Here is a 22,141-nt window from a genome sequence, read left to right on the forward strand (position 1 = left end):
TGGTGCGGGCGGCACACGAGAGCCGGCGGGCCCGGTCGGCCCGCCGGCCCTGAGCATGCCCTCAGTTCTTCATGCTGTGGACCAGGGAGGCCAGCGCCGACGAGATGAAGACCGCCACGATGAAGCGCAACCAGCCCGACTTGCGCTGCACGATGTTGCTGATGGTGACGGCGCCCGTCATCAGCCAGATCAGCGGACTGGCGCTTGTGGTGAAGACGCTGAAGACGTAGACGGCCTGCATCAGCACGCTGATGCCCCAGCGGACCCGGAAGGCGGAGGCGGGCGCCGGCGCTGGCGTTGGCGACTGCGCAGCGGCCTGCCCCGACGGCCGCGGTGCCGCTGTGGCAGGGCGCACCGCTGCAGGCGCGGACACGGCTGGCTGGGGCCGCGCCGCCTCGCGTTGCGCCTTCTTTTCCTCCGCCAGTTGCTCGGCGGTCTTCTCCAGCACCGGCGCGGGTGCCTCGGCCGGCTGCCACCAGGCTGGCCATGGCGCCTTGCCCGCTGCGGACTGCTTGCGGAACTCGCCCGCGCCGAGCTTGCGCTGCGATGCCTCAGTCGCTGGCTTGGCGCCGCCTTCGTGCTTCGCCGCCAGCGCGCGCACGCGCTGCAGGTAGGGCTCGGCGCGCGCCGCGTCGGCCATCGCGATGAAGTTGGCATAGCCGCGCAGCGCGCCGATCACGTCGCTGTTGCCGTTCCACTGCAGGCCCTGCGGGCCGTGGCGCTCGGCCTGGTGCAGCACCGCGCGGAAGCGCCGCAGCGTGTCGCGGTCGACCGAGAGCTTGTCGTTGACCACGATGCCCGTCACGTGCTGCTGGCGGTGCCTGCGCATCACCTGCTGCTTGTCGGGGTGCAGCGTGAGGCCCTCGCTCGCCACGATCTGCTTCACGCGCCACAGCAGCTTGGCCGTGTCGCGGCTGTGCTCGGGGCCGGCGGAGAAGGTCAGGTCGTCGGCATAGCGCGTGTAGCGGAAGCCCAGCTTCGCCGCGCTCGCGGCCAGCCGTGCATCGAGCCGTCGGCACAGCAGGTTGGTGATCATCGGGCTGGTGGGCGCTCCCTGGGGCAGCACGCGCTCGCCGCGGGCGACGAAGTAGCGGCTGCCGTCGAGCTGCACCTCGTCGGTGGGCGCCTCGGTGCACAGCAGTGCCAGCAGGCTCGCGACCTGCGACGAATAGCCCAGCTGGCGGAACACGCCGCGCACGCGCCGCATGCCGATGGAGGGAAAGAAGTCCTTCAGGTCGAGGTTGACGACCACGTCGCGGCCCACGTGCGGCGCCGCGTTGGTGAGGATCGAGCGGCCCGGCATGAAGCCGTGCGCCGCCTCGTGCACCGGCATCTTCCCGAGGATGTTGTCCAGCACCCAGTACTGCGCGCGCTTCAGTCGCGGCATGGGCGCGGAGATGTGGCGCTCGCCGCCGCTCTTCTTGGGCATGGTGAAGCGCTGGTAGTGGCTCACGCTCGACACCTCTCGGTGCCATGCCAGGAAGCGCAGCTCACCCAGGCCGACGCCCATGGCCTGCGCCAGGTCGCCCGCATGGTCCAGCGCGGGCAGGGCGTTGCGCGCCAGCGCCTGGCTGTCGCTGTGCGCGTCGTTCAGGCCGCCGGAGACGCCGTCGCCCACGTACAGCAGCTCGCGCTTGCGCCGCTCGTGCCAGGCCAGGGCGCGCGCATGGCGGCCCTGCGCGAGGCGCTGGCGGGTTTCCTCGCGGCGCTCGCGGGCGCGGGCCATGCGCTCCTTGCGCATGATCTTCAGGGCCCGGTCGCGGTCCTCGATGCCGCGCAGTTCGCTGCCGAGCTTCGAGAGCGCGGTCTGCAGCTCGCCCTCGCGGCGGATCAGCTGCTCCTCGACCGTCGGCTGCGCCGCGTCGCGCGGCCAGAAGCCCAGGCGCTGCATTTCCTCGAGGACGACTTCCTGCTTGGAACTCTTGCGGATGCGCTCGTACAGCTGCTCGCGGGTGAGCGCCGAGTCGGGCACGGAAGATGAAGAAGAGGCGGGAGACTGCATGGTCATGGCGCTGCGCCACCGGCCGATGCACTGCTTGGAGAAGGGAAAGATTGCGAACGAAGCGGGAATCTCGTCGAAGAGCCTCGGGACTGGAGGGCTCCACTCGACGCCGTATGGCCATGGTGACGCCGATGAGCTTCGAGGAAGCCGCACTGTTGTCGCGTCACCATGGCCATACGGCACAGTGAAGAGACGTCCAGTGACGCTTGGGAAGTGCTGTGTGCGAGGGCGGCGATACGCCGACCGGATTGCAAGAGCCTTCCCGCTCCGTTCGCAAAAAAGCAGTGTATCAGCCGATGTGGGCGGTGCTCCTTTCCGGGTCTGTCGTTGTTGTTGTCGTCGTGTTCGCCGCGATGGACGGCGTGGCCGAGAGGCGCAGCGCGAGCATGTGCTCGCACGGACCCCTGGTCATGCGATGGCGCACGAAGTGGCTGCATTGGCATTCGCCCGAGGCCACGCGCTGGTCGCCGTCGAGCTGCAGGCTCGTGAAGTACTCGCGCTGGCCGTTCGAACCCTTGGCCTTGCCGCTGATCGAGACGCCGCCGTCGGCGCGCGCCTGCGTCTTCACATTGACGATGCGACGCGCGCGCACCAGTTCGGCTGCGGCTTCTTCCTCGGGGCTGGCATAGCGCAGCTTGTCCATGGGCAGCGGCTCGCGGCTGAGCTCGCGCAGCCGCCACACGCCGTGCGCGATGTCGTAAACCACGCGGCCTGCCTGTACGTAGCCGCCGAGCGCCGCATCGACGGTGAGCGTCGACAGCCCCGTGGCCGCCGCCAGCTCGGCGGTGGTGGCGCGCCAGCGCTCGCCGAGCGCCGAGAACACGCGCAGCAGGCTGTCCTGGTCGACCGTCTGGCGCGGCTGCAGCAGCTCGAAGTGGCCGTTGCGCGACCAGTCGTTGGCGGTCCAGCCCGAAAGACCGAGAGTGAATTCCATGTCGGGCATCTGCGCGACCCAGAAGCTCGGCATGCCGGTACCCAGCAGGTGCACGGTGAAGCCCTGCGCCACCGGCACCAGCCGTTCGAGCTGCAGCAGACGGCGCCGGCCCCACACGCGGATGTCGATGTCGGCGGCGGCGGTGTGGGTCGAGCGCGGGCACACCAGCTCGTGGCCCCAGGGCTCGAACACGATGCGCACCGGCTGCCCCGGCCGCAGCACGAAGCGCAGCGAGCGCGGCCCCACGCGCTCCTTGCGCCGGCGCAGCACCAGGCAGATGTTGTGGATGTCCATCGGATGCAGCTGCAGCCGGTGCGCGGGCAGCAGCATCGCGCTGCTGACCTGCAGGAAGCCGCGCACCCAGCTGTCGGGCACGTCGATCTTGGGCTCGTGGAAGGCCGGGTCGTTGTCGCTCCGGACCTGGAAGCCGCCGGGGTCGATGGCCAGCCGCGTCTTCTTGTAGTCACGGATCTTCTGGAACTCGTCGTACAGCGACTCGGAGTAGTCGACATTGGTGGTGCCGCAGGCATGGTCGCTCACCCGGTCGAAGACGTCGTGGCTGCACGAGAACATGCCGTAGCTCGACTCGTCCTGGCTGAAGCACTCGAAGAACACGCGGTCGGGGTGCACCGTGATGACGGGGTCGAGCACGAACCACGCCTCGCGGTTGACCTTGTAGATGTGGTCGAAGTAGCGCTTCTGCGCACTCATGAAGGGCTGCAGCACCGCCTGCTTGCGCTTGCGCAGCTCGGCCAGTTCCTTGGAGAGGGGCTCCATCTGCGCCTTCAGCTCGTCGCTGCGCGCCATGAACTGCGCGAGCAGCTCGCTTTCCTGCCCGGCCAGCCATTCGAGGTACGCGCTCTTGTCGCGCGGCTTGAAGCGCAGGTCGCCCACCACCACGTCGTGCAGCGCCGACATGCCTTCGCGGAACGGCAGGTGGCGGTTGATGTCGGCGACGAAGTGCACCGGCGCGCGCAGCGTGTCGGGCGCGAATTGCAGCGCGGTGCTGTCGGCCGTGTGCTGCACGCCGGAATGGCCGAAATATCGGTACTGGAATCTCATGCGGCGGGCCCTCCGGTCCGGGCTGCGGAAGAAGGCGGCAGCGGCGCGCGGCGCGGCGCGATGCTGCGCACCGTCGCGGTCTGCAGGGGGGTGTCCAGCAGGGGGAAGGCTTCCTGGATGCTGCGCAGCCCCGCCACGTATTGCGCGCGCTCGGTGATCGCGCCGGTGACGGCCTGCCGCGCGAACACGCGCGCAACGATGCGTGCGATGTCTTCCGAGTGCACCGCCTGTGCGGCCAGGAACTCCATCACGCGCGACTTGGCCAGCCGCCCCCGGTTGGCCTGCGAGAGCACGCTGAGGAAGTAGGGCTCAAGCCGGGCGAGCACGTCGGCGTTGCGGCTCGCGGCCGAGGCCAGCCAGTTGGTCACGAAGAGCTGCATGCCCGGCGAGGGATGCTGGCTCAGCTGCAGCATGTAGGTGGTGACGTCGGTCACGTCGAAATGCGTGGTGAGCAGCTCGCGGCCCAGGCGCTGGGCGCCCGCGTCCTTGTGGTCGCACAGGCGCACGAGCAGCGCGGGCGTCCAGAGGCTGGATTCGCCCTGGGAGCCGAACCACCGGCGCGCCCAGTCACGCGCGTCGTCCCAGCGGCTGTCGAAGATGCGAAGCGCGTCGCCGAGCTCGGCGAGCGTGCGCTCCGGTCTGGCGGCCAGCTGCTCGGTAGCCCACTGGCGAGCGGCGGCGGTGTCGACCAGGCCGAGGCTTGCGGTCTGCAGCACGCTGAAGTCGAGCGGTTCCTGCTGCGGCAGCAGCCAGGCGCCAAGACGCTGCGCGCCCTTGCTGCGCGCTTCGAGCAGGCGAAGGGTGAGGGCGGGCTCGCCGCGGCGCGTGTGCTCGGCCAGCGGGCCGCACAGCCACTGCAGCAGCGAATCGAATATGCCCTCCGCGGATTCGGCGCGGAACAGTTCGTCGCGCAGCAGCGGCATCAGCGCGGCGGCGAAGGCCGGGTGCGCGGGCAGCAGCTGCGCCAGGCGCGGCGCGACCGCGGCGCGCACCGCTGGCATCGGGCTGCTGCAGAAGGCGGCAAACAGTTCGGGCTGGGTGACCAGCGACTCGTCGGGCAGCGAAGTGAAGAGCCTCACGCCGGCGCCGCGCAGCCGCTCGTCGTCGGACTGCAGCAGCCGCGTGAGCACGCTAACCGGCAGGCCCTGCACCGAGGCCGGATGCAGCAGCAGCCACTCTGCGGCGGTGCGCACGACGTCGGGGCTCGCATGCTCGAAGAGCGCCAGCAGCCTGTCGAGCGGCGCCTTGGCCGCCGCCGTGCGCAGCAGGCCCTGCAGCGCCCACTGCAGGTTCTCGCAGATCGCGTCGAGCTGGGGCTGCGCGGCGTCGCAGGCCGACAGCCACGAAAGCAGTTCGGAGGCCAGCGCGTCGAGCGTCGAGAGGTTCGGCGCGGCGGCCTGCAGCAGCAGGCGCGAGGCGCGGCGCACTTCGGCATGGGGGGAGGTCAGCAGCGCCAGCAGCAGGTCGACCTGCTGGCTGTAGAGGCCCGGGTCCTGCCCGATGTATTCGAGCGCGAGCGTGCGTGCCTCGGCCAGCGGCGAGCCCAGCAGCGCCGGCAGCCAGGGCAGGGGAGCTTCGCCCGCTGCGATGCGCTGGCGCGCGATGCCCAGCGCGAAGCGGGCCGTGTCTTCCCAGGTGCTGCCCAGCAGCCCGCGGACGGTCTGCGCATCGAGCGCTTCGCAGAAGGGTTTGTTGTCCTGCAGCGCGCGTGCGGCGAAGGCATGCACCGCTGCGCACCGGCCCTGCTGCATCAGCTGCAGCAGCGCCTGCGGATGGCGGTCCCAGCGTTCGGGCCAGGCTTCGGTGCGGTTCAGGCGCTGCGCGGGCGGCGGCGTGCTGCGGCGCCATTGCAGGCCGCCGCGCTGCGCCTCCCATTCGGGGTCGTGGCGATGCAGAAGCTGCATCAGCACCAGCCAGCGGCTGTAGGGGCCGGTGTGCCAACTGCGGGGTTCGGGCGTCCAGCGCGATTCGCGCTGCTGGCCGGCGGTGCCGGCCTCGGCGTCGTCGGCCGCCAGCAGCACGCCCATGGCGAGCCGCAGCCAGTCGGCTTCGTCGGCGGCCCCGGCGAGCGCGAGCCTGCGAAGGTTGCGCCAGGTGCGGCGGCGCAGGTAGTCGCGCGTGCGCTGGCTGTAGGCGAGGCGGCTGTCGGGCCGCGCGACTTCCTTGGCGATCTCCACGTAGCGGCCGTTGACCTGCGCCCAGCGCCCCCCGGTGCGGTAGGCCGCGCGCTGCGTTTCCAGGCGCTGGTGCAGCACGCCGAGCAGGGCATAGTCGCCCGCGAACTCCGCGCCCTTGTACAGGCGCCGCCATGCGCGGAAGCTGCCGGCCGCGAGCTGCAGCGTCGGCGCGATCTCCAGTAGTGCGGCGTGCGCAAGCCCGTCGTCGCGGCGGCCTTCGAGCAGCGACAGGTCGAAGAGCTGCCCGACCCAGGCCGCGTACTTCAATCCGTTCCAGAGCGCAGGGTCGGCCAGATGCTGCCGCAGCATCGGCATGGCTTCGGCGGCCGGCGCTTCGCCCATCGCGGCCCAGGCACGGCGCAGCGGCGCGGGCCAGTCGTCGACGATGCGCGCCGCCTCGGCCGCGCGCTGCTCCTCGGGCCAGAGCGCGAGTGCGGCCCAGCGGGCGGCGCGCGTGACCACCGGCGTGCGCCCGCGCTGCGACAGCTCGCGCATCGCCTCGAAGGCGCCCGCGTCGCCGCAGCGGCCGATGGCCCAGGCGATGCAGTAGTCGAGCATCGGCTCGCCGGTCTCGATGTGGTCGATGAGTTGCGGCACCGCGGCCGCGAGCCGGCGCTCGCCGATGCGCCACACCACGCGGCTGCGGCGCACCGGTGGCAGCAGGCGCCATGCGTCGGGGCGGATGGCCGCCAGCAGCACGGCGTCCCCGGGGTGGGCAATGGCGGAGGTGGGTGGGATTGCGGTGGCAACCGGAGCGGCGGAGCCTTCGATGACGTAGCCCTGGGCGATCTGCGACGCGACGGCATGCTCGAAGGCAATGCTGGCTGCCTCGAAGGGCAGCGGCGAGGGGGTGAAGACCGTTTCCCTCCACTGCAGTCCGTCGCGGCTGGTGCTCACGTGCACCACATGGCCGGCGTCTTCCGGCAGGACGAACAGTTCCACGGTGCTGAAGCCGGCGGCGCCTGCCACGCCGGGCTTCATGCGGATCAATTTCTCTGAGCGAATGCGCTTCACGCGGAGGCCTCCCTGCCTTCGGTTGGTGCTTGTGCTTCTTTCTGTGTCGCCGCGCATCTTAGCGGGGGTTTGCGGGCAGCGGCCGCCGCGGAATGCGCGGCGAGCCGACCACTCAGTCCAGCGCCGAGCGCAGTCTTGCCGCGAGCCGTCCGGCCTCGGCGGCGGTGGCGATGTTGGTGAAGCCCATCAGCAGCCCCTGCGAGCCCGGCCGCGAGATGCCCCGTGCTGACAGCGGCTGGCAGTTGAGACCCGCCAGTTGCGCGCGCTGGGCCAGCGTCGCATCGTCTTCGGCGCGCCCGTCGAAACGCGCGATCAGGTGCATGCCGCCGTTGCGCAGGTCGATGCGCACCGCGTCGCCGAAGGTCTTCTGCAACGCGGCCACGAGCATCGCGCGGCGGCGCGCGTAGAGCAGGCGCATCTTCTTCAGGTGACGCGGGAAGTGGCCCTCGCGCATGAAGTCGGCCACCACCGCCTGCGTGCTCTGCGGGCTGCCGTTCGACCAGGCGCATGCCGCTTCCGCGAAGCGCTCGCACAGCGATTCGGGAACCACGAGATAGCCCAGCGCCAGCCCCGGGAAGAGCACCTTCGAGAAGCTGCCGGCGTACAGCACGCGGTCGTGGCTGTCCAGGCTCTTGAGCGCGGGCAGCGGCGCGCCGGCATAGCGGTATTCGCCGTCGTAGTCGTCCTCGACGATCCAGGCGCCGGCTTTCGAGGCCCAGTCGAGCAGCTGAAGCCGCCGCGCGAGCGTCATCGACACGCCCAGCGGCGCCTGGTGCGAGGGCGTGACCACGGCCATGCGAGCCTGGGGCGCCTTGCGCAGGCCGCGCTCGACGACGAGGCCTTCTTCGTCCACCGGCACCGGCACCGCGCGATGGCCGGCGGCACGCAGCACCTCCTGCGTCGGCGGAAAACCGGGATCCTCCACCCAGACGCGATCGCCGCTCTTCAGCAGCGTGCGTGCTGCGAGCGCGAGCGATGCGCGGTAGCCGCCCGTCACCAGCACCTGCGAGGCATGGCACGGGACGCCGCGCGACACCCGCAGGTAGGCCGCGATCGCCTCGCGCAGCGGCGGGTAGCCGCAAGGGTCGCCATAGAACATGTCGGCACCGCTCATGGCCCGCGCGCGGCGGGCGGCCAGCCGCGACCACAGCTTGCGCGGAAACGCATCGAGCGCCGGGATGCCCAGTTGCATGAGGGGCGGCTCGCCCGGCTGCTTGAGCGTGTCGGGCACCGGCCTGTCGTTGCGGCGCTGCGGTTCCCGCCTTGCCGGCCGATGCGGCGGCAACGAGGGCGACACCACCGTGCCCGCCTGTCCGCGAGAGGAGAAATAGCCTTCGCCGATCAGCTGCCCGTAGGCGGCCTCGATGGTGCCGCGTGCCACGCCGAGCTCGGCCGCCAGGCTGCGCGCGGAGGCGACCCGGTCGCCGGGGCGCAGCGCACCTTGCTCGATGGCGCTGCGATAGCGTTCGTAGACTTGGCGGAAGAGCGGCGTCTTCTTCGCCCGGTCGAGTCCGGGTGCGTCCTTCGGTGCTTGGGGCTGCGGCGTCATGGCCTGGTCATTCCTGCGATTCTTGGCTCTTTTGGATGGGGCATCGTAGACCTAAGCTCATTCCCGTGAACATGAACAGCCTGGAAGGACGAATGCAATGAGCGAGAAGGTGTTTCTGGCAGGCGCTACCGGCGCGGTGGGCGTGGCGCTGGTTCCGATGCTGGTCGAGGCCGGCTTTGAGGTGCACGGCACCACGCGCCGTGCGGACCGTGCCGCCGCGCTGGAGGCGATGGGCGTGCACCCGGTCGTCGTCGACGTGTTCGATGCGGCGGCCCTGCACGACGCGCTGGTGCGCATCGCACCCTGGGGCGTGATCCACCAGCTCACCGACCTGCCCAGGGACCTCGATCCGGCGCGCATGGCGCAAGCCGCCGTGCTCAATGCGCGGGTGCGCACCGAGGGCACTCGCAACCTCGTGGCTGCGGCGCAGGCGGCGGGCGCGAAGCGGCTGGTGGCGCAGAGCATCGCCTGGGCCTATGCGCCGGGGCCGAAGCCCTTCACCGAAGACCGGCCGCTCGACCTGCAGGCCGAAGGCGCGCGCCGCGTCAGCGTGGATGGCGTGGCTGCGCTGGAGCAGAGCGTGATGGACGCGCGGGGCATGACGGCCACCGTGCTGCGCTACGGGCAGCTCTACGGGCCGAACACGTCGACGCCGACGCCCAAGGGCTCGAGCCCGTTGCATGTGAAGGACGCCGCGCACGCCGCCTTGCTTGCACTGCAGCGCTCGCCGGGCGGCATCTTCAATATCGCCGAGGACGGCGTCGAAGTCAGCAGCGAGAAGGCGAAGCGGATGCTGGGCTGGCAGGCAGATGCGCAACGGGGAGCAACGCCTTGAACGCGGTGCCGCTTCCAATGCACCGCGCCATGGGCATCGGCTTTGCCGTGCTGGCGTTCGCGTCGATGGGTTGGGCCTTGCTGCCGCATGCGAGCAAGCAATCGACGGCGCAGCTCATCGACGACGTCTGCAGCACGTTGAGCCGCCCGATGTTCTCGTCGGCGCCTGCACCGGAAGGCTCCGCAGCCGCGGCGCGACCCCGCACCTCGGTGAAAGTGATCTCATGCGAAGCGCTGCCCCACGTGCCGGGCAAATCGGTGACAACCGCCATCGTCGACTTTCCGCCGATGGCCTATTCGCCGGCACACCGGCACCCGGGCTCGGTGACGGCGATCATCCTCGAAGGCACGGTGCGCTCGCAGCTGGCAGGCGGACCGCCGGGCGACTACAGGACGGGCGAGACCTTCTTCGAGCCGCCCGGCACGCTGCATCTGTTCGCGGAGAACCCCGATCCGGTGAAGCACGCCAGGCTGGTGTCGGTGTTCGTCACCGAGGAGAACTGCGGGCCGCTGGTGCTGCCGCCCTGATCGGCAGGCTGCCGCGATAGCGCCCGGCCGCTAGCGCATCTTCTCGCCATCGCGCACCGACTCGATCGCGCCGTTGTAGAACCTCACGATGCCGAGGAAGTTGCCCTGGCCGCGGTAGTAGACCCAGTCTTCCATCGGCACGCACTGCTGCGTCACCACCTGCTGCGCCGGGCCGCCGGGATAGGGAGAAAGCACCCAGGCGACCTGCGGACGCGGCACGCAGACGAATTCCTTGGAAATCGGCTCGCCGCATTTCTGGATCACCGAGACCTTGGAGTCGCCCACGCCGGAGAGCGTGCCGCCGCAGCTCAGCGACTGGGCCGATGCGGCCGGGGAATGCAGCAGGGAGACGAGGCAGAAGAAGGCGCTCGCGGCGAGTGTGCGCATGGTTGGACGGATTCCTTGTGCTGCCTGGGACCATGGCCGGCCCCGATAGTTTCCCTTGCCTTCGTCATGACCTCGGCCCGCGCAGCCTGGCCACGCCGAAGCCCAGCGCCACGGCCACGCAGAGAAACACGATCAGGGTCGGCCAGATCGAGCGGGTGAACGCAAAGGTGCCCAGCGCCGCGCCCGCGGACAGCGCGACGGCCAGCCATTCGAGCGCCGGGTCGATCCAGCTCGTGGGCCTTTTCTTGCGTTCTTCGGCTCGCGGGGCGCTCGCTTGCTTGCGCGCCTGTCGCTGCCTCGGATTGGGAAACAGAGCTCGCAGCTCCGGCGTGGGCCACGGACCGTGCGGCGAAGCGCCGATGCCCGCCAGCTGCCAGACCGGATCGGTGTCATGGCGCGAGAGGTCCGACATGAGGCCGGCGAGCGCCTTGGCGTCGTCCAGCCGCTCGATGAAGGCCAGCTCGGAGCGCAGCCACGGCTCTGCATCTGCGGCATCGGGCAGCCCTTCGGTGCGCATCAGGATGTGGTCGTCGAAGCCTTGAGCGGCCCATGCCTCGAAGCCCTCGTAGAGCGGCCGGTAGCGCTCGCCGATGGCGGCGACGATGGCTTCACGCCGTGCCGCGAGCCGTGAAAGCGCCGTGGCCCTGTCGGTGACGAGGTAGGGGTAGGCGGCTTCGGCACCGAGGTCTTCCAGGCACTCCTCGCGCTCGACGGCGCTGTCTTCGTCGTCGACGTCGTAGGCCTCGACGAAGCGGGCGCGGCGGATGTCGCCTTCGCCGAAGAGCGCGCGCCAGAACAGCGGAAAGAAGGCATTGGCCTCCAGCTCCGCGCCATGGCCGAAGAAGCCGCGCCATTCGTTGCGGCTGCCTTCGGGCATGCGCGGCAGTTTCGAGCTGGAAAGGTAGACGGGATGGGACATCTTGTTCTTCTTCTCTCCATGAAGACCCGAGGGCAGGGCTGCGCCATCTTACGGGCCGGTGCCGCCATTACGCCCTTGTAATCCGCGCGAAAGGCCATGGCCGGATGGGCTTTCCAGAATGAGAGGCATCGGCCTGGCCTCTTTTGACTTCTTTCTTATTCATTCACGGAGCATCGACTCATGAAACACGCATTCCTCGCTACTTCCGCGTTCGCGGCGCTGCTCTCTACGTACGCCGCAGGCACCTCTGCCTCGGGCTCGCACGACGATGCCATCGGCAAGCCCGGCGTGGCCGCCAAGGCGACCCGCACGGTGGAGGTCGACATGACGGACAGCATGCGCTTCACGCCTTCGGACATCAGCGTGAAGAAGGGCGAGACCGTTCGCTTCGTCGTGAGGAACTCGGGCAGGCTCAAGCACGAACTGGTGCTCGGCACCGCGCAGGAACTGAAGTCGCACTACGCCGCGATGATGAAGAACCCCGAGATGGAGCATGCCGAGCCGAACATGGTGACGCTGGCGCCGGGCATGACCGGTGAAGTGGTCTGGCAGTTCACCAAGGCAGGAAAGGTCGATTTCGGCTGCCTGCAGCCCGGGCACTACGACGCGGGCATGAAGGGCGTGGTGAACGTGGCGCAGGCCACCCCCCGGTGATTGTTTCCGCCGCATGAACACCGCGGTTCTTTTTGCTCCGGGTTTTTACCTATCCGCAGGCTCACAATTCATCCCACAGACCAGCCGACATCAATCAAGCAAGCCAGTCTGGATGAACAGGCCCCGAGCGAGGTGGCCGCCCCCGAAAGGGACGGTGCCCCACCCAAGACCGGTTCGAAACCATCCCGTATGCAAAGAACTGAACTGAAGGAAATCCAAATGACCGCCTCGAAGCTCCTCTCCGCCATCTCCATCGCCCTGCTGGCTGCTGCCGGCGCCGCCCATGCCGAAAGCTATGACGGCGTGCATCAGCTGACCTCGGCCGCAAGCCGCGCCGACGTCGCCAGCCAGGCCGTCGTTGCAGCACGCAGCGGCAACCCGTATGCAGACGGTGCCAACCAGGGTCCGGTGCAGCTGATCGCTTCCACCACCAGCCGCGCTGCCGTCCGTGCCGAAGCAGTGGCTGCTGCCCACAGCGAGAACCCGTATGCCGAAGGCGTGACCTCGCGCGTGGCACCGGTCCTGGCCAGCGGCCTCGATCGCTCCGCCGTGCGTGCCGCTGCCCGCGCGGCGGCTCGCGGTGACGCACTGCCGCTGTAATAGAAGACGCTGGCGCTGAAGGCGCCGAAGAAATAAGAAGCCGGGCCCTGCGAAAGCGGGGCCCGGCTTTTGTTCGATTCGGCCGGGGCTTCGTGCCCTTCTGCCGCCGTCGCTGTCAGTAGACGCGTTCTTCGATGGGGCCGACGCGATCGGGATAGAAGGCCACGTAGTCCTTGAGCTGCGAGAACGACTCGTACGGTGTCTCGTAGGTCCACACCGCATTCACCGAGCGTTCGCCGCCGGCCGGAATGCTGTAGTAGTTGCATTCGCCCTTGTAGGGGCAGTAGGTCGCATGCGAGGTGCGCTCCAGCAGAGACATCTTCACGTCCTTGCGAGGGAAGTAGTGCACGGTGCCGAAATGGGCTTCGCGCACCGTCAGTGCCTCGCGGGTATCGGCGATGACGCAGCCATCGACCGACACCACCACGCGCAGCGGGTTCGGTGTGATGGTGATGGGATGGTCGGGGCCGGGGATCTTGATGGCGCGCTCTGCTGTAGCGAACATGGAAAGCTCCTTCGTCCTCAGGTCAGATCGGATGGCACGGAATCGGGGGATGCGGATATTGCCGCGAGCGCATGTCGATTTGAAGTCCCCGGCGAATCAGCCCATTGTCGACGTGGTTAAACAGTCGATGCCCATCGGAACGGCTCTGGAAGCCTTTCTTATTCATTTCGTTACCCGGGCGGAACTGTCGAAACGACTTCCGTGGATGCACGATGCGTGTGGTCACGATTCTGTTTCGTTTACGCATCAGCCATGGACCATGCGCAGGCCTACGGTGCCGCCGATCACCATCGCGATGCATGCAATTCGCGCGGCCGAGAGCGCTTCGCCGAAGAAGAACACGCCCATCAGCACCACGCCCACGGAGCCGATGCCGGTCCAGATCGCGTAGGCTGGCCCCAGCGGCAGATAGCGCAGGGCCCTTGCCAGCAGGTAGATGCTCAACAGCGCGGTCAGAACGCCGATCACCGACGGCACGAGCCGCGACCAGTCCTCCGATTGCTTGAGCGCGGCGGCCATCGCGATCTCGACCAGACCCGCTGCCAGCAGAAATAGCCAACCCATGAAAAAACTCCTTCGTTGTCGTTCGTTGCGGAAAAGAGGAACCGGATAATTCCGGTCCGGGCACCGATCAACAAGTACGCACCTTCTGGTAACCATGGGAAATTCAAAGATGCCGACGAAGAGGAAGCCGGATGTGGCAGAGCCAGGTGCCGATGCGACGAGCGCCGACGTGTGGAGTGTTGACTGCCCCTCGCGCCGCGTGCTGGAGCTCATCGCCAACAAGTGGGCGCTGCTGCTGATTCCGCTGCTGCGCGGCAAGCCGCAGCGCAACAACGAGCTGCTGCGCAAGGTGGGCGGCATATCTCAGAAGATGCTCACGCAGACGCTTCGCGAGCTGGAGCTCAATGGCCTGGTGCTGCGCGAAGACCGCCAGACCGTGCCCCCGCATGTCGAGTACAGGCTGAGTCCGCTGGGCTTGTCGCTGAGCAGGACGCTGATCGCGGTCGACCGCTGGGCAGAGGCCAACCATGCGCAGATCGATGCCGCGCGAGAGGAGGCCACAAGGTGAAGAAGAACCCGCTCGCAACCCTGGCCGTCTTTCTTGCAGCCGGTTTGCTCGCCGCAGGCGCCTGGGCGCAACAGCAATCGCAACAGGCGTGGCCCTCCAAGCCGGTGCGCGTGATCGTGCCCGCGCCGGCCGGCAGCTCGCTCGACCTGATCGCCCGCACGCTCGCAGACCGCCTGCGCGTGATGTGGAAGCAGCCCGTGGTGATCGAGACCAAGGCCGGCGCCGGCGGCCTGATCGGCATGGACACGGTCGCCAAGGCGCCGCACGACGGCTACACGCTGGGCATCGGCTTCAACGGCCCGATCGCCTTCGGCCCCTACATGTACGCCCGCATGCCGTACGCACCGGCGCGTGACCTCGCACCGATCGTGCTCACCACCTCGCAGCCCAACGTGCTCGCGGTGCAGGCCGACAACCCCGCGAACACGCTGCCCGAGTTCGTCGAATGGGCGAGGTCGCGCGGCAACCGGTTCAGCTATGCCTCGGTGGGCGCGGGCAGTTCGTCGCACCTCACGATGGAGCTCTTTCGCAGCGCAACGCACATCGAGGCGGTGCACGTGCCGTTCTCGGGCTCGCCGCCTGCCGGGCTTTCGCTGGCGGCCGGCGACACGCAGGCGCTGTTCGCGGTGGCGCCCGCGCTGCTGCCGCTCATCCAGGGCCATCGGGTGAAGCTCATCGCCATCACCAGCGCGAAGCGATCGGAGCTCATGAAGGACCTGCCCACGGTGGCCGAGTCGGGCTATCCCGGCTTCGAGTCGCTGGCATGGAACGGCCTGTTCACCGCGGCCGGCACCCCGCCCGAGGTGGTCCAGCGCATCAACGCCGACGTCAACGCGGTGCTGCAGGAGCCGGTGGTGCGCGAATTGCTTGCCAATCAGGGGCTGGTGGCAGGCGGCGGTTCGTCCGAGGAGTTCAGGGCCTTCATCGATGCCGAAGGTCGCAAGTGGGGCGCGATCATCGCGAAGGTCGGCATCCGGCTCGACCAGTGAGCTTCGGGCGAGTCAGGAAAGCCGAAAATCGTTGAGCGACACTCCTGCCCCATACAGCAAGCCCCATCGAGGAGAGAAGAACATGGAACAGCAACAACCCGCGACGCAATTTCCGCGCGACATCTACACCGAGCCGGAACCCGATCCGAACACCCTTGCCAACCTGGGCCCGCTCGCGGCGCTGGCCGGCGTCTGGACCGGCTCCGCCGGCCACGACGTGAGCCCGAAGGAAGACGGCCCGGAGGCGGAGGCCTATATCGAGAACGCGGAGTTCCAGCCCATCGACGCGCAGACCAACGGCCCGCAGATCTTCTACGGCCTGCGCTACCACCTGCGCATCGTCAAGCCCGACGACGTCGAGACCTTCCACGACCAGGTCGGCTACTGGCTCTGGGAGCCCGCAACCGGCGCGCTGATCCAGACGCTCAGCATTCCGCGCGGCCTCACCGCCATGGCCACCGGCCGCGCGAAGGCCGACGACCGCAGCTTCAGGCTCGAAGCCGTGCGCGGCAGCGAGAACAACGGCATCGTGGACAACCCCTTCCTGGACCACGCGTTCAAGACACTGCGCTACGGCATCGACGTGACGGTGCACGACGACGGCAGCTGGTCCTACGAGATCGAGACGGTGCTCCAGGTCTTCGGCAAGGCCGAGCCCTTCAGCCACACCGACCGCAACACCATGCACAAGATCGGCGAACCCACGCCGAACCCGACCGCGCTCGCCGCGATGAAGGCGCAGGCGGAGGCCGCTGTGGAGTCGGTGGTGGAAGCCGCAGTGGAGGCGGTGGCGGCGACCGGGAAGGCAACGGACAAGGCTGCAGGGACGGGGGCCGAAGCGGGCGCGGAACCGGCCTGAACAGTTTCCCGATTCGTCCCGAGGCGGCGAGCGCCGCTTGCATGTCCGCTCGGGAGCGAGTCGAGCGACGCCGACCGGCCTTCAGTCCAGACGCAGCGACCCGAGCCGTTCGACGATCAGGTCGTGCAGCGTCTGCGCCGCCACCGACAGGCTGCCCTCGCGCCGCTGCACCATATAGAGCGTGCGCGTGAGAGTGGGAAGCGGCAGCGGCCGCGTCACCAGCGTCTCGCGCTGGAAATGGAAGAGCGTGAGCGCGGGCACCACGCTGATGCCCAGCCCGGCCTCGACGAGCCCCATCACCGTGGCGAGGTGCTCCACCTCGAACACCGAGTTCAGCCGCTGCGGATGCAGCGCCGCGTCGAGCGCCTGGCGCACGCTGCTGTTGCGCGTCATCTGGATGAACGGGTAGGGCGCGATCTTCTTCAGCGTCAGGCGCGGTTCCTGCGCGAGCGGATGGTCGGCGCGGCAGACGAGATGGAAGCGGTCGGTGCACAGCCTGCTCGCGCGCAGGTCGCTGTCGGCCGTGCCGCCCGCGCCCGAGGCGGCGAGCGCGAAGTCGGCCTGGCCGCTGCGCACGAGTGCGATGCAGGCGTCCGACAGCGCGTCGTCCAGGTCGACGCGGATGCCGGGCCATGCCCGCATGAACTCGGCGAACACCGAAGGCAGCCAGCCGGCCGCGAGCGAGGGCAGCGCGGCCACGCGCACACGGCCCTTGCGGCGCTCCACGTGATCGGCGAGGTCGTCCATGGCGCTGCCCATGTCGTCGAGCAGCCGGCGCGCCGAACTCTCGAACAACCGGCCTTCGGGCGTGAGTTGCACGCTGCGCGTGTCGCGGTCGAACAGGCGCGTGCCGACGGCGTCTTCGAGCGTGCGGATCAGCGCGCTGAATGCGGGCTGCGAGAGATGGCTGCCCTGCGCCGCGCGCGTGAAGTTGCGGTGCTCGGCCAGCGCGAGAAAGGCGCGCAGCTGCCGCGTGGAAAGGTCGGGCGTCTTTCGCATTTAGGTCTCGTCTCCGTGCCGTAGTGGCTTCTTATTTGAAAAGCAGATCAATCGATCCGTATTTTCGATTTTACGGATGAGCGGGCGCTGCCTACAGTGCACCGCGATGAATCTCACTGACACGCCAACGCTGCTGATCGGCTGCGCCGCGGGCTTCTCGGGCGACCGCACCGACGCCGCCGGCCCGGTGGTCGACACGCTGATCGCGCGGCTGGCCCACGGTCCGAAGGGGCGGCGCGCCTTCCTGATCTTCGAGACGCTGGCCGAACGTACGCTCGCGCTGGCCCAGCTGCGTCGCCGCGACAACCCCGAGGCAGGCTACGAGCCGCTGCTCGACCCCATGCTGCGGCCCGTGCTCGCGCGCTGCCTGGCGCACGGCATCCGCATCGTGAGCAACTTCGGTGCTGCCAATCCGCGCGCCGCTGCCCGGCACATCGCACGCATGGCGCGCGAGCTGGGCGAGAGCGCGCCGCGCATCGCGGTGGTGGAGGGCGACGACCTGTCGGGGCCCGAGCACCGCGCGATGCTGCAGGAGGCACTGGGCGCGCAAATGGAAGGCCTGCGCGTGGTGAGCGCCAATGCCTACATCGGTGCCGAGCCCATCGCCGCTGCGCTCGACGCGGGCGCGCAGATCGTGGTGTGCGGCCGCGTGGCCGACCCGTCGCTCACGGTAGGCCCGGCCATGTCGCACTTCGGCTGGCGCGCCGACGACTGGAACAGGCTGGCCCGCGCGACCATGGCGGGCCACCTGCTCGAATGCGGCGCGCAGGTGTGCGGCGGCTACTTCGCCGACCCGGGCTACAAGGACGTGCCCGGCCTGGAGTCCGTCGGCTTTCCCATCACCGAGATCGACGCCGAAGGCCGCTGCACCATCGGCAAGGCCGACGGCACCGGCGGCCTCGTGAGCGAGGCCACGGTGAAGGAACAGCTGCTCTACGAGGTGCACGACCCGGCCGCCTACCTGACGCCCGACGTGGTCGCCGACATCTCCGACGCCGAGGTGCAGGCGCTGGACTGCGCCGACCGCGTGGCGCTTTCCGGCGTGCGCGGCCATGCGCGGCCGGACCGCTACAAGGTCAACGTGTGCCATGAAGGCGGCTGGCTGGCCGAGGGCGAGATCTCCTATGCCGGCCCGCGCGCCGAGGCCCGTGCGCGGCTCGCGGCGGAGGTGCTCGGCAAACGGCTCGACGGCCTCTCGCTGCGCGTGGACCTGATCGGCGCGCTGAGCATCTTCGGCGACGACGCCGGCCGCGCGCTGGCGGACACACCCGATGCCGGCCTGCGTGACGTGCGCCTGCGCGTCGCGGCCTCGCACACGGAGCGCGCGCAGGCCGAGCGGCTGGCGCGCGAGGTGATGGCGCTCTACACCTGCGGCCCGGCGGGCGGGGGCGGCGTGCGCACCGCGCTCACGCCGCGGCTCAACACGCTGTCGTGCCTGTTGCCGCGAGAGGCGATCCCGGTGCGCTTCGCGCTGCTTTCGCAGGAGGAACTGGCATGAAGAACGCGGCAGACACCATCGAAGTGCCGCTGTACCGCGCCGCCCACGGCCGCACCGGCGACAAGGGCGACCGCTCCAACATCAGCGTCATCGCCTGGCATGCGCAGCTCTATCCCGTGCTGGTGGAGCAGCTCACGCCCGAGCGGGTGGCGGCGCAGTTCCATCACCGCGCGCCATCGCAGGTGCAGCGTTTCCTGCTGCCGAAGCTCAATGCGATGAACTTCGTGCTCGATGCGGTGCTCGACGGCGGCGTCAACGACGCGCTGAACCTCGACGCGCACGGCAAGGCGCTTTCCTTCCTGCTGCTCGACATGCCGGTGCGCGTGCCGCGCGAGCTGGTGCCGCTACTGGCCGGGCCGTAGCCGCAAATCTTTTTTTCCTTCCCAAGCCATTCCATACGGAGACAAGACAATGAAGCGATTTCCCCTCACCATCCTGACCGCCGCGCTGGCCGTGGTGCCGCTGCTGGCCCAGGCGCAGGCCTTTCCCGAGAAGCCGATCACCTTCGTCGTGCCCTTCGCGGCCGGCACGGCCACCGACCAGATCGCGCGTGCGCTCGGCACCCAGATCACCGCGGAGACCAAGCAGGCCGTGGTCATCGACAACAAGGCGGGCGCCAGCGGCTTCATCGCCTCGCAGAGCGTGGCCAAGGCGCCGGCCGACGGCTACACGGTGCTCATCACCACCAACACCACGCACGCGGCCAACGAGCACCTGTTCAAGAAGCTGCCCTACGACCCGGTCAAGGACTTCTCGCCCGTCGCAGCACTTGGCAAGGGCGGGCAGATCATGGTGGTGAACCCCACCTTCCCCGCGAAGAGCGTGGCCGAATTCATCGCGCTCGCGAAGAAGGAACCCGGCAAGTACAGCTTCGGCAGCGGCAGTTCGTCGAGCCGCATGGCGGGCGAGCTGCTGCAGCAGATGGCCGACATCAAGCTCTTGCACGTGCCCTACAAGAGCAACACGCTCGCCGTGACCGACCTGCTGGGCGGGCAGATCAACATGATGATCACCGACACCGCCACCGGCCTTCCCCAGGTCAAGGCCGGCAAGCTGCGCGCGCTGGGCTTCTCCAGTTCCACGCGCTCGACGCTCGCGCCCGACGTGCCCACCATCGCCGAGGCCGGCGTGAAGGGCTACGAGATGGGCTACTGGTTCGCGGCCTACGCGCCCGCGAAGACCCCGCCGGCCGTGGTCAAGCGGCTCAACGAGCTGCTGGTCAAGGCCGCGAAGAGCGAGGCTGCGAAGACCGCCTTCTACGAACCGACCGGCACCGAGGTGTTCACCAGCTCGCCGGAAGAACTGGCGAAGTTCCAGGCCGGCGAATCGCAGAAATGGGGCCGCATCGTGAAGGCTGCCGGCATCGAGGCCGAGTGAGCTGACGGCCTGCACGCCGTAGCGGGGATCGGCGCCGCATACATACAAAAGATCCACAACGAAGGAGACAAACCATGAAACGCTGGAGCCTCAGGGCTGCCACGGTGGCTTCGGCCGCCCTTTTTCTTCTGAGCGCCTGCGGCGGGAGCGGCGGAGGAGGAGGGGGCGGGCTGATCCTGCCGCCGCCTTCCACCGGAACCCCGTCGACGCCCGCGCCCCCGCCCGCGGCGGCCGCCGCCCCGAAGTACAAGCTCGCCATCACCGCCACGGAAGACGTCGCCGGCACCTTCGGCAGCGTCGGTACCTACGAGAAGATCACCGGCACCTTCACCGGCGAGGTCGATCCGAAGGACGCGCGCAACGCGATCATCCAGGACCTGCAGCTCGCGCCGCTCAACGCCAACGGCAAGGTCGAGTACACCTCCGACTTCGTGCTCTTCAAGCCCAAGGACATGAGCAAGGCCAGCGGCGTGCTGCGCTACGACGCGCCCAACCGCGGCAACATCGTCAACCTCGATCCGTACTTCGCCTCGCGCGGCTACGTGTTCCTCACGGCTGCGTGGCAGGGCGACGTGCCGGCCGCAGCCGGCAAGCTCACGCTGAAGGTGCCGGTCGCGAAGAACGCCGACGGCAGCAGCATCACCGGCACCTATCGCGCCGAGCTGCTGCCCACCGCGGCCACCAACGATTCGCTGCCGCTGCCCGGCGGTCCGTTCAATGCCGCGATGCAGGCCTACCCGACCGCGAGCCTCGACAACACCAAACCCGGCTATGTGCTCACGCGCCGCATCAACGAGGGCGATGCGCGGCAGCTCATTCCCGCGAGCGAGTGGAAGTTCGCGAAGTGCAGCGCCGCTACGCCGTTTCCGGGTACGCCCGACGAGACGAGCGTGTGCCTGAAGGACAAATGGGACCCGGCCTATCTGTACGAGCTGGTCTACGTCGCGAAGGACCCGAAGGTCATGGGCCTGGGCCTCGCGGCGCTGCGCGACATGATCACCTTCTTCCATCGCGATGCCAGCGACTCGGCCGGCACGGCCAATCCGGTGGCCGCCGCGATCAGGAACACGATCGCCTCCGGCGTCTCGCAGTGCGGCAACTTCATGAAGACCTTCGTGCACCTCGGCTTCAACGAGGACCGGGCAGGGCAGCAGGTGTTCGACGGCGTGTTCGCGCAGATCGCGGCGCGGCAGACCAACATCAACATGCGCTTCGCCATTCCCGGCGGCGGCGGCGGCGTGCGCGCCGACCACACGGCCTTCGGACAGGCGGGCACGCGCGGGCTCTCGAAGGACTACGTGGACGACGTGGCGCAGCGCCGCGGCGGCATCCTGTCGCGCTGCGAGGCCAGCGGCACCTGCCCCAAGCTCTTCATCGGCTTCAGCGGTACCGAGTTCTACGTGCTGCAGGGCTCGCCGCTGCTGACCGATGCGTGGGGTACGACCGACCTCGTGCAGCCTGCGAACGCCCGCGTCTACTACTACGCCAGCACGCACCATCTGCTGGGCCTGGCTTCGCTGCCGGGCTCGAGCGCCGGCGCGCTCTATGCGACCAACGGCAATGCCGGCGTGATCCCGGTGGTGCGCGCGCTGTACCAGAACCTGGAAGACTGGGTCGTCAAGGGCACCACGCCGCCCGACAGCCAGGTGCCGAAGATCGCCGATGCCACGCTGGTGCGGCCGCAGCAGGTCAAGTTCCCTTCCATTCCCGGCGTGAACTACACGGGGCTGGTCAACAACTACTCGCTGCTCGACTGGGGCCCGAACTACCGTCCGCAGGACGAGAGCGGCATCGCCACCCAGGTACCGCCGGCCTACCTGGGCCGCGACTACGCGATCCTGGTGCCGCAGGTGGACGCCGACGGCAACGACGTCGCCGGCATCCGCAGCCTCGACGTGGCCGTGCCGCTGGGTACCAACACCGGCTGGAACTACACGAGCGTGCCGGGCCGCATCGACCAGGCGGGCCTCTTCGGCTCGTACTTCCCTTTCGCGAAGACGGCCGCGCTGCGCGGTGCCGATCCGCGGCCCTCGCTGCAGGAGCGCTACACCGACCAGGCTGGCTACGTGGCGGCGGTGACCGCGGCCGCCGACGACCTGGTGGCGAAGCGCTTCATGCTGCGCGTGGACGCCGATGCGGCCATCGCCAACGCGGCGGCGAACCCGGTGCTTCCCTGAGACTG

The 22,141-nt window shown here is 69.0% G+C and carries 21 protein-coding genes; 11 read left to right on the top strand and 10 right to left on the bottom strand.

The genetic code is table 11. The annotated features are described in order from the left end of the window. Window positions 1–61 precede the first annotated feature (61 nt). From FHY06_RS00320 to pdxR, 4 genes are all read right to left on the bottom strand, one after another. Window positions 62–2,008 (bottom strand): reverse transcriptase domain-containing protein, encoded by a 1,947-nt coding sequence (locus tag FHY06_RS00320; RefSeq protein ID WP_132750687.1) that lies wholly within the window; start codon window positions 2,006–2,008, stop codon window positions 62–64. 283 nt (window positions 2,009–2,291) lie between these two features. Next, complete coding sequence (locus FHY06_RS00325; RefSeq protein WP_184602766.1) at window positions 2,292–3,998, bottom strand: SWIM zinc finger family protein; 1,707 nt, start codon at window positions 3,996–3,998, stop codon at window positions 2,292–2,294. Continuing rightward, complete coding sequence (locus FHY06_RS00330) at window positions 3,995–7,189, bottom strand: hypothetical protein (RefSeq protein ID WP_184602768.1); 3,195 nt, start codon at window positions 7,187–7,189, stop codon at window positions 3,995–3,997. The genes FHY06_RS00325 and FHY06_RS00330 overlap by 4 nt, the downstream gene beginning before the upstream one ends. Before the next feature lie 112 nt (window positions 7,190–7,301). Next, window positions 7,302–8,738 carry a MocR-like pyridoxine biosynthesis transcription factor PdxR gene (pdxR, locus tag FHY06_RS00335; RefSeq protein ID WP_184602771.1) on the bottom strand — a complete coding sequence of 479 codons (1,437 nt, stop codon included), beginning with the start codon at window positions 8,736–8,738 and terminating at the stop codon, window positions 7,302–7,304. Window positions 8,739–8,835: 97 nt separating this feature from the next. On the opposite strand from pdxR, the gene FHY06_RS00340 reads away from it, so the two are divergent. Continuing rightward, window positions 8,836–9,573 (top strand): NAD-dependent epimerase/dehydratase family protein, encoded by a 738-nt coding sequence (locus tag FHY06_RS00340; protein ID WP_184602773.1) that lies wholly within the window; start codon window positions 8,836–8,838, stop codon window positions 9,571–9,573. A gap of 17 nt (window positions 9,574–9,590) precedes the next feature. Continuing rightward, the gene (locus tag FHY06_RS00345) at window positions 9,591–10,100 is read left to right on the top strand and encodes a cupin domain-containing protein (protein ID WP_019653232.1); all 510 of its coding nucleotides are present in this window, start codon (window positions 9,591–9,593) and stop codon (window positions 10,098–10,100) included. A 30-nt stretch (window positions 10,101–10,130) separates the two neighbouring features. Here FHY06_RS00345 and FHY06_RS00350 read toward each other — a convergent pair whose 3' ends face one another. Together FHY06_RS00350 and FHY06_RS00355 are read right to left on the bottom strand one after the other, a co-directional pair. Continuing rightward, entirely contained in the window at window positions 10,131–10,487 is a 357-nt protein-coding gene (locus FHY06_RS00350) for a DUF2845 domain-containing protein (protein ID WP_184602775.1), read from the bottom strand. A gap of 64 nt (window positions 10,488–10,551) precedes the next feature. Then, window positions 10,552–11,406 carry a hypothetical protein gene (locus tag FHY06_RS00355; RefSeq protein ID WP_184602777.1) on the bottom strand — a complete coding sequence of 285 codons (855 nt, stop codon included), beginning with the start codon at window positions 11,404–11,406 and terminating at the stop codon, window positions 10,552–10,554. A gap of 180 nt (window positions 11,407–11,586) precedes the next feature. Between FHY06_RS00355 and FHY06_RS00360 the strand changes: the two genes are divergently transcribed. Together FHY06_RS00360 and FHY06_RS00365 are read left to right on the top strand one after the other, a co-directional pair. Beyond that, window positions 11,587–12,060, top strand: a complete 474-nt coding sequence (locus FHY06_RS00360) for a cupredoxin domain-containing protein (RefSeq protein ID WP_184602779.1) — start codon at window positions 11,587–11,589, stop codon at window positions 12,058–12,060. A 219-nt stretch (window positions 12,061–12,279) separates the two neighbouring features. Further along, window positions 12,280–12,660 carry a hypothetical protein gene (locus FHY06_RS00365; RefSeq protein ID WP_019653228.1) on the top strand — a complete coding sequence of 127 codons (381 nt, stop codon included), beginning with the start codon at window positions 12,280–12,282 and terminating at the stop codon, window positions 12,658–12,660. Window positions 12,661–12,775: 115 nt separating this feature from the next. Here FHY06_RS00365 and FHY06_RS00370 read toward each other — a convergent pair whose 3' ends face one another. The 3 genes from FHY06_RS00370 to FHY06_RS00380 are packed head-to-tail and all read right to left on the bottom strand — an operon-like array spanning window position 12,776 to window position 13,729. Further along, window positions 12,776–13,165, bottom strand: coding sequence for a DUF427 domain-containing protein (locus FHY06_RS00370; RefSeq protein ID WP_019653227.1), 390 nt, complete (start codon window positions 13,163–13,165; stop codon window positions 12,776–12,778). 22 nt (window positions 13,166–13,187) lie between these two features. Next, window positions 13,188–13,391, bottom strand: a complete 204-nt coding sequence (locus FHY06_RS00375; protein ID WP_157773643.1) for a hypothetical protein — start codon at window positions 13,389–13,391, stop codon at window positions 13,188–13,190. A 20-nt stretch (window positions 13,392–13,411) separates the two neighbouring features. After that, entirely contained in the window at window positions 13,412–13,729 is a 318-nt protein-coding gene (locus tag FHY06_RS00380) for a DMT family transporter (protein WP_019653226.1), read from the bottom strand. A gap of 109 nt (window positions 13,730–13,838) precedes the next feature. Here FHY06_RS00380 and FHY06_RS00385 point away from each other — a divergent pair, with 109 nt between their 5' ends. From FHY06_RS00385 to FHY06_RS00395, 3 genes are all read left to right on the top strand, one after another. Beyond that, complete coding sequence (locus FHY06_RS00385) at window positions 13,839–14,237, top strand: winged helix-turn-helix transcriptional regulator (RefSeq protein ID WP_019653225.1); 399 nt, start codon at window positions 13,839–13,841, stop codon at window positions 14,235–14,237. Then, a complete protein-coding gene (locus tag FHY06_RS00390) occupies window positions 14,234–15,226 on the top strand; it encodes a Bug family tripartite tricarboxylate transporter substrate binding protein (protein ID WP_184602782.1) in 993 nt (330 codons plus the stop codon). Before FHY06_RS00385 ends, FHY06_RS00390 begins: the two co-directional genes overlap by 4 nt. Window positions 15,227–15,308: 82 nt before the next feature. Then, on the top strand, window positions 15,309–16,085 hold the full coding sequence (locus tag FHY06_RS00395) for an FABP family protein (RefSeq protein WP_126184385.1): 777 nt from the start codon (window positions 15,309–15,311) through the stop codon (window positions 16,083–16,085). An 81-nt stretch (window positions 16,086–16,166) separates the two neighbouring features. Here FHY06_RS00395 and FHY06_RS00400 read toward each other — a convergent pair whose 3' ends face one another. Next, window positions 16,167–17,084 (bottom strand): LysR family transcriptional regulator, encoded by a 918-nt coding sequence (locus tag FHY06_RS00400; RefSeq protein WP_184602784.1) that lies wholly within the window; start codon window positions 17,082–17,084, stop codon window positions 16,167–16,169. A gap of 106 nt (window positions 17,085–17,190) precedes the next feature. On the opposite strand from FHY06_RS00400, the gene FHY06_RS00405 reads away from it, so the two are divergent. The 4 genes from FHY06_RS00405 (at window position 17,191) to FHY06_RS00420 (ending at window position 22,136) form a co-directional block, all read left to right on the top strand. Next, window positions 17,191–18,582 carry an acyclic terpene utilization AtuA family protein gene (locus FHY06_RS00405; RefSeq protein ID WP_184602786.1) on the top strand — a complete coding sequence of 464 codons (1,392 nt, stop codon included), beginning with the start codon at window positions 17,191–17,193 and terminating at the stop codon, window positions 18,580–18,582. Then, complete coding sequence (locus FHY06_RS00410) at window positions 18,579–18,944, top strand: AtuA-related protein (RefSeq protein WP_019653220.1); 366 nt, start codon at window positions 18,579–18,581, stop codon at window positions 18,942–18,944. The genes FHY06_RS00405 and FHY06_RS00410 overlap by 4 nt, the downstream gene beginning before the upstream one ends. 49 nt (window positions 18,945–18,993) lie before the next feature. Then, complete coding sequence (locus FHY06_RS00415) at window positions 18,994–19,959, top strand: Bug family tripartite tricarboxylate transporter substrate binding protein (RefSeq protein WP_126184382.1); 966 nt, start codon at window positions 18,994–18,996, stop codon at window positions 19,957–19,959. Between the two features lie 74 nt (window positions 19,960–20,033). Next, window positions 20,034–22,136 (top strand): alpha/beta hydrolase domain-containing protein, encoded by a 2,103-nt coding sequence (locus FHY06_RS00420; protein WP_184602788.1) that lies wholly within the window; start codon window positions 20,034–20,036, stop codon window positions 22,134–22,136. Window positions 22,137–22,141: the final 5 nt, after the last annotated feature.

The sequence above is a fragment of the Variovorax atrisoli genome (genome assembly GCF_014195185.1).
GTDB classification, from domain to species: domain Bacteria; phylum Pseudomonadota; class Gammaproteobacteria; order Burkholderiales; family Burkholderiaceae_C; genus Variovorax; species Variovorax atrisoli.

Excerpts from the sequence above, each read along its gene's own strand:
- FHY06_RS00380 (WP_019653226.1), bottom strand. The coding sequence starts at position 13,729 with ATGGGTTGGCTATTTCTGCTGGCAGCGGGTCTGGTCGAGATCGCGATG.
- FHY06_RS00350 (WP_184602775.1), bottom strand. The coding sequence starts at position 10,487 with ATGCGCACACTCGCCGCGAGCGCCTTCTTCTGCCTCGTCTCCCTGCTG.
- FHY06_RS00410 (WP_019653220.1), top strand. The coding sequence starts at position 18,579 with ATGAAGAACGCGGCAGACACCATCGAAGTGCCGCTGTACCGCGCCGCC.
- FHY06_RS00385 (WP_019653225.1), top strand. The coding sequence starts at position 13,839 with ATGCCGACGAAGAGGAAGCCGGATGTGGCAGAGCCAGGTGCCGATGCG.
- FHY06_RS00355 (WP_184602777.1), bottom strand. The coding sequence starts at position 11,406 with ATGTCCCATCCCGTCTACCTTTCCAGCTCGAAACTGCCGCGCATGCCC.
- FHY06_RS00370 (WP_019653227.1), bottom strand. The coding sequence starts at position 13,165 with ATGTTCGCTACAGCAGAGCGCGCCATCAAGATCCCCGGCCCCGACCAT.
- FHY06_RS00325 (WP_184602766.1), bottom strand. The coding sequence starts at position 3,998 with ATGAGATTCCAGTACCGATATTTCGGCCATTCCGGCGTGCAGCACACG.
- FHY06_RS00395 (WP_126184385.1), top strand. The coding sequence starts at position 15,309 with ATGGAACAGCAACAACCCGCGACGCAATTTCCGCGCGACATCTACACC.
- FHY06_RS00320 (WP_132750687.1), bottom strand. The coding sequence starts at position 2,008 with ATGACCATGCAGTCTCCCGCCTCTTCTTCATCTTCCGTGCCCGACTCG.
- FHY06_RS00415 (WP_126184382.1), top strand. The coding sequence starts at position 18,994 with ATGAAGCGATTTCCCCTCACCATCCTGACCGCCGCGCTGGCCGTGGTG.
- FHY06_RS00360 (WP_184602779.1), top strand. The coding sequence starts at position 11,587 with ATGAAACACGCATTCCTCGCTACTTCCGCGTTCGCGGCGCTGCTCTCT.
- FHY06_RS00340 (WP_184602773.1), top strand. The coding sequence starts at position 8,836 with ATGAGCGAGAAGGTGTTTCTGGCAGGCGCTACCGGCGCGGTGGGCGTG.
- FHY06_RS00405 (WP_184602786.1), top strand. The coding sequence starts at position 17,191 with ATGAATCTCACTGACACGCCAACGCTGCTGATCGGCTGCGCCGCGGGC.
- pdxR (WP_184602771.1), bottom strand. The coding sequence starts at position 8,738 with ATGACGCCGCAGCCCCAAGCACCGAAGGACGCACCCGGACTCGACCGG.
- FHY06_RS00365 (WP_019653228.1), top strand. The coding sequence starts at position 12,280 with ATGACCGCCTCGAAGCTCCTCTCCGCCATCTCCATCGCCCTGCTGGCT.
- FHY06_RS00345 (WP_019653232.1), top strand. The coding sequence starts at position 9,591 with ATGCACCGCGCCATGGGCATCGGCTTTGCCGTGCTGGCGTTCGCGTCG.
- FHY06_RS00400 (WP_184602784.1), bottom strand. The coding sequence starts at position 17,084 with ATGCGAAAGACGCCCGACCTTTCCACGCGGCAGCTGCGCGCCTTTCTC.
- FHY06_RS00420 (WP_184602788.1), top strand. The coding sequence starts at position 20,034 with ATGAAACGCTGGAGCCTCAGGGCTGCCACGGTGGCTTCGGCCGCCCTT.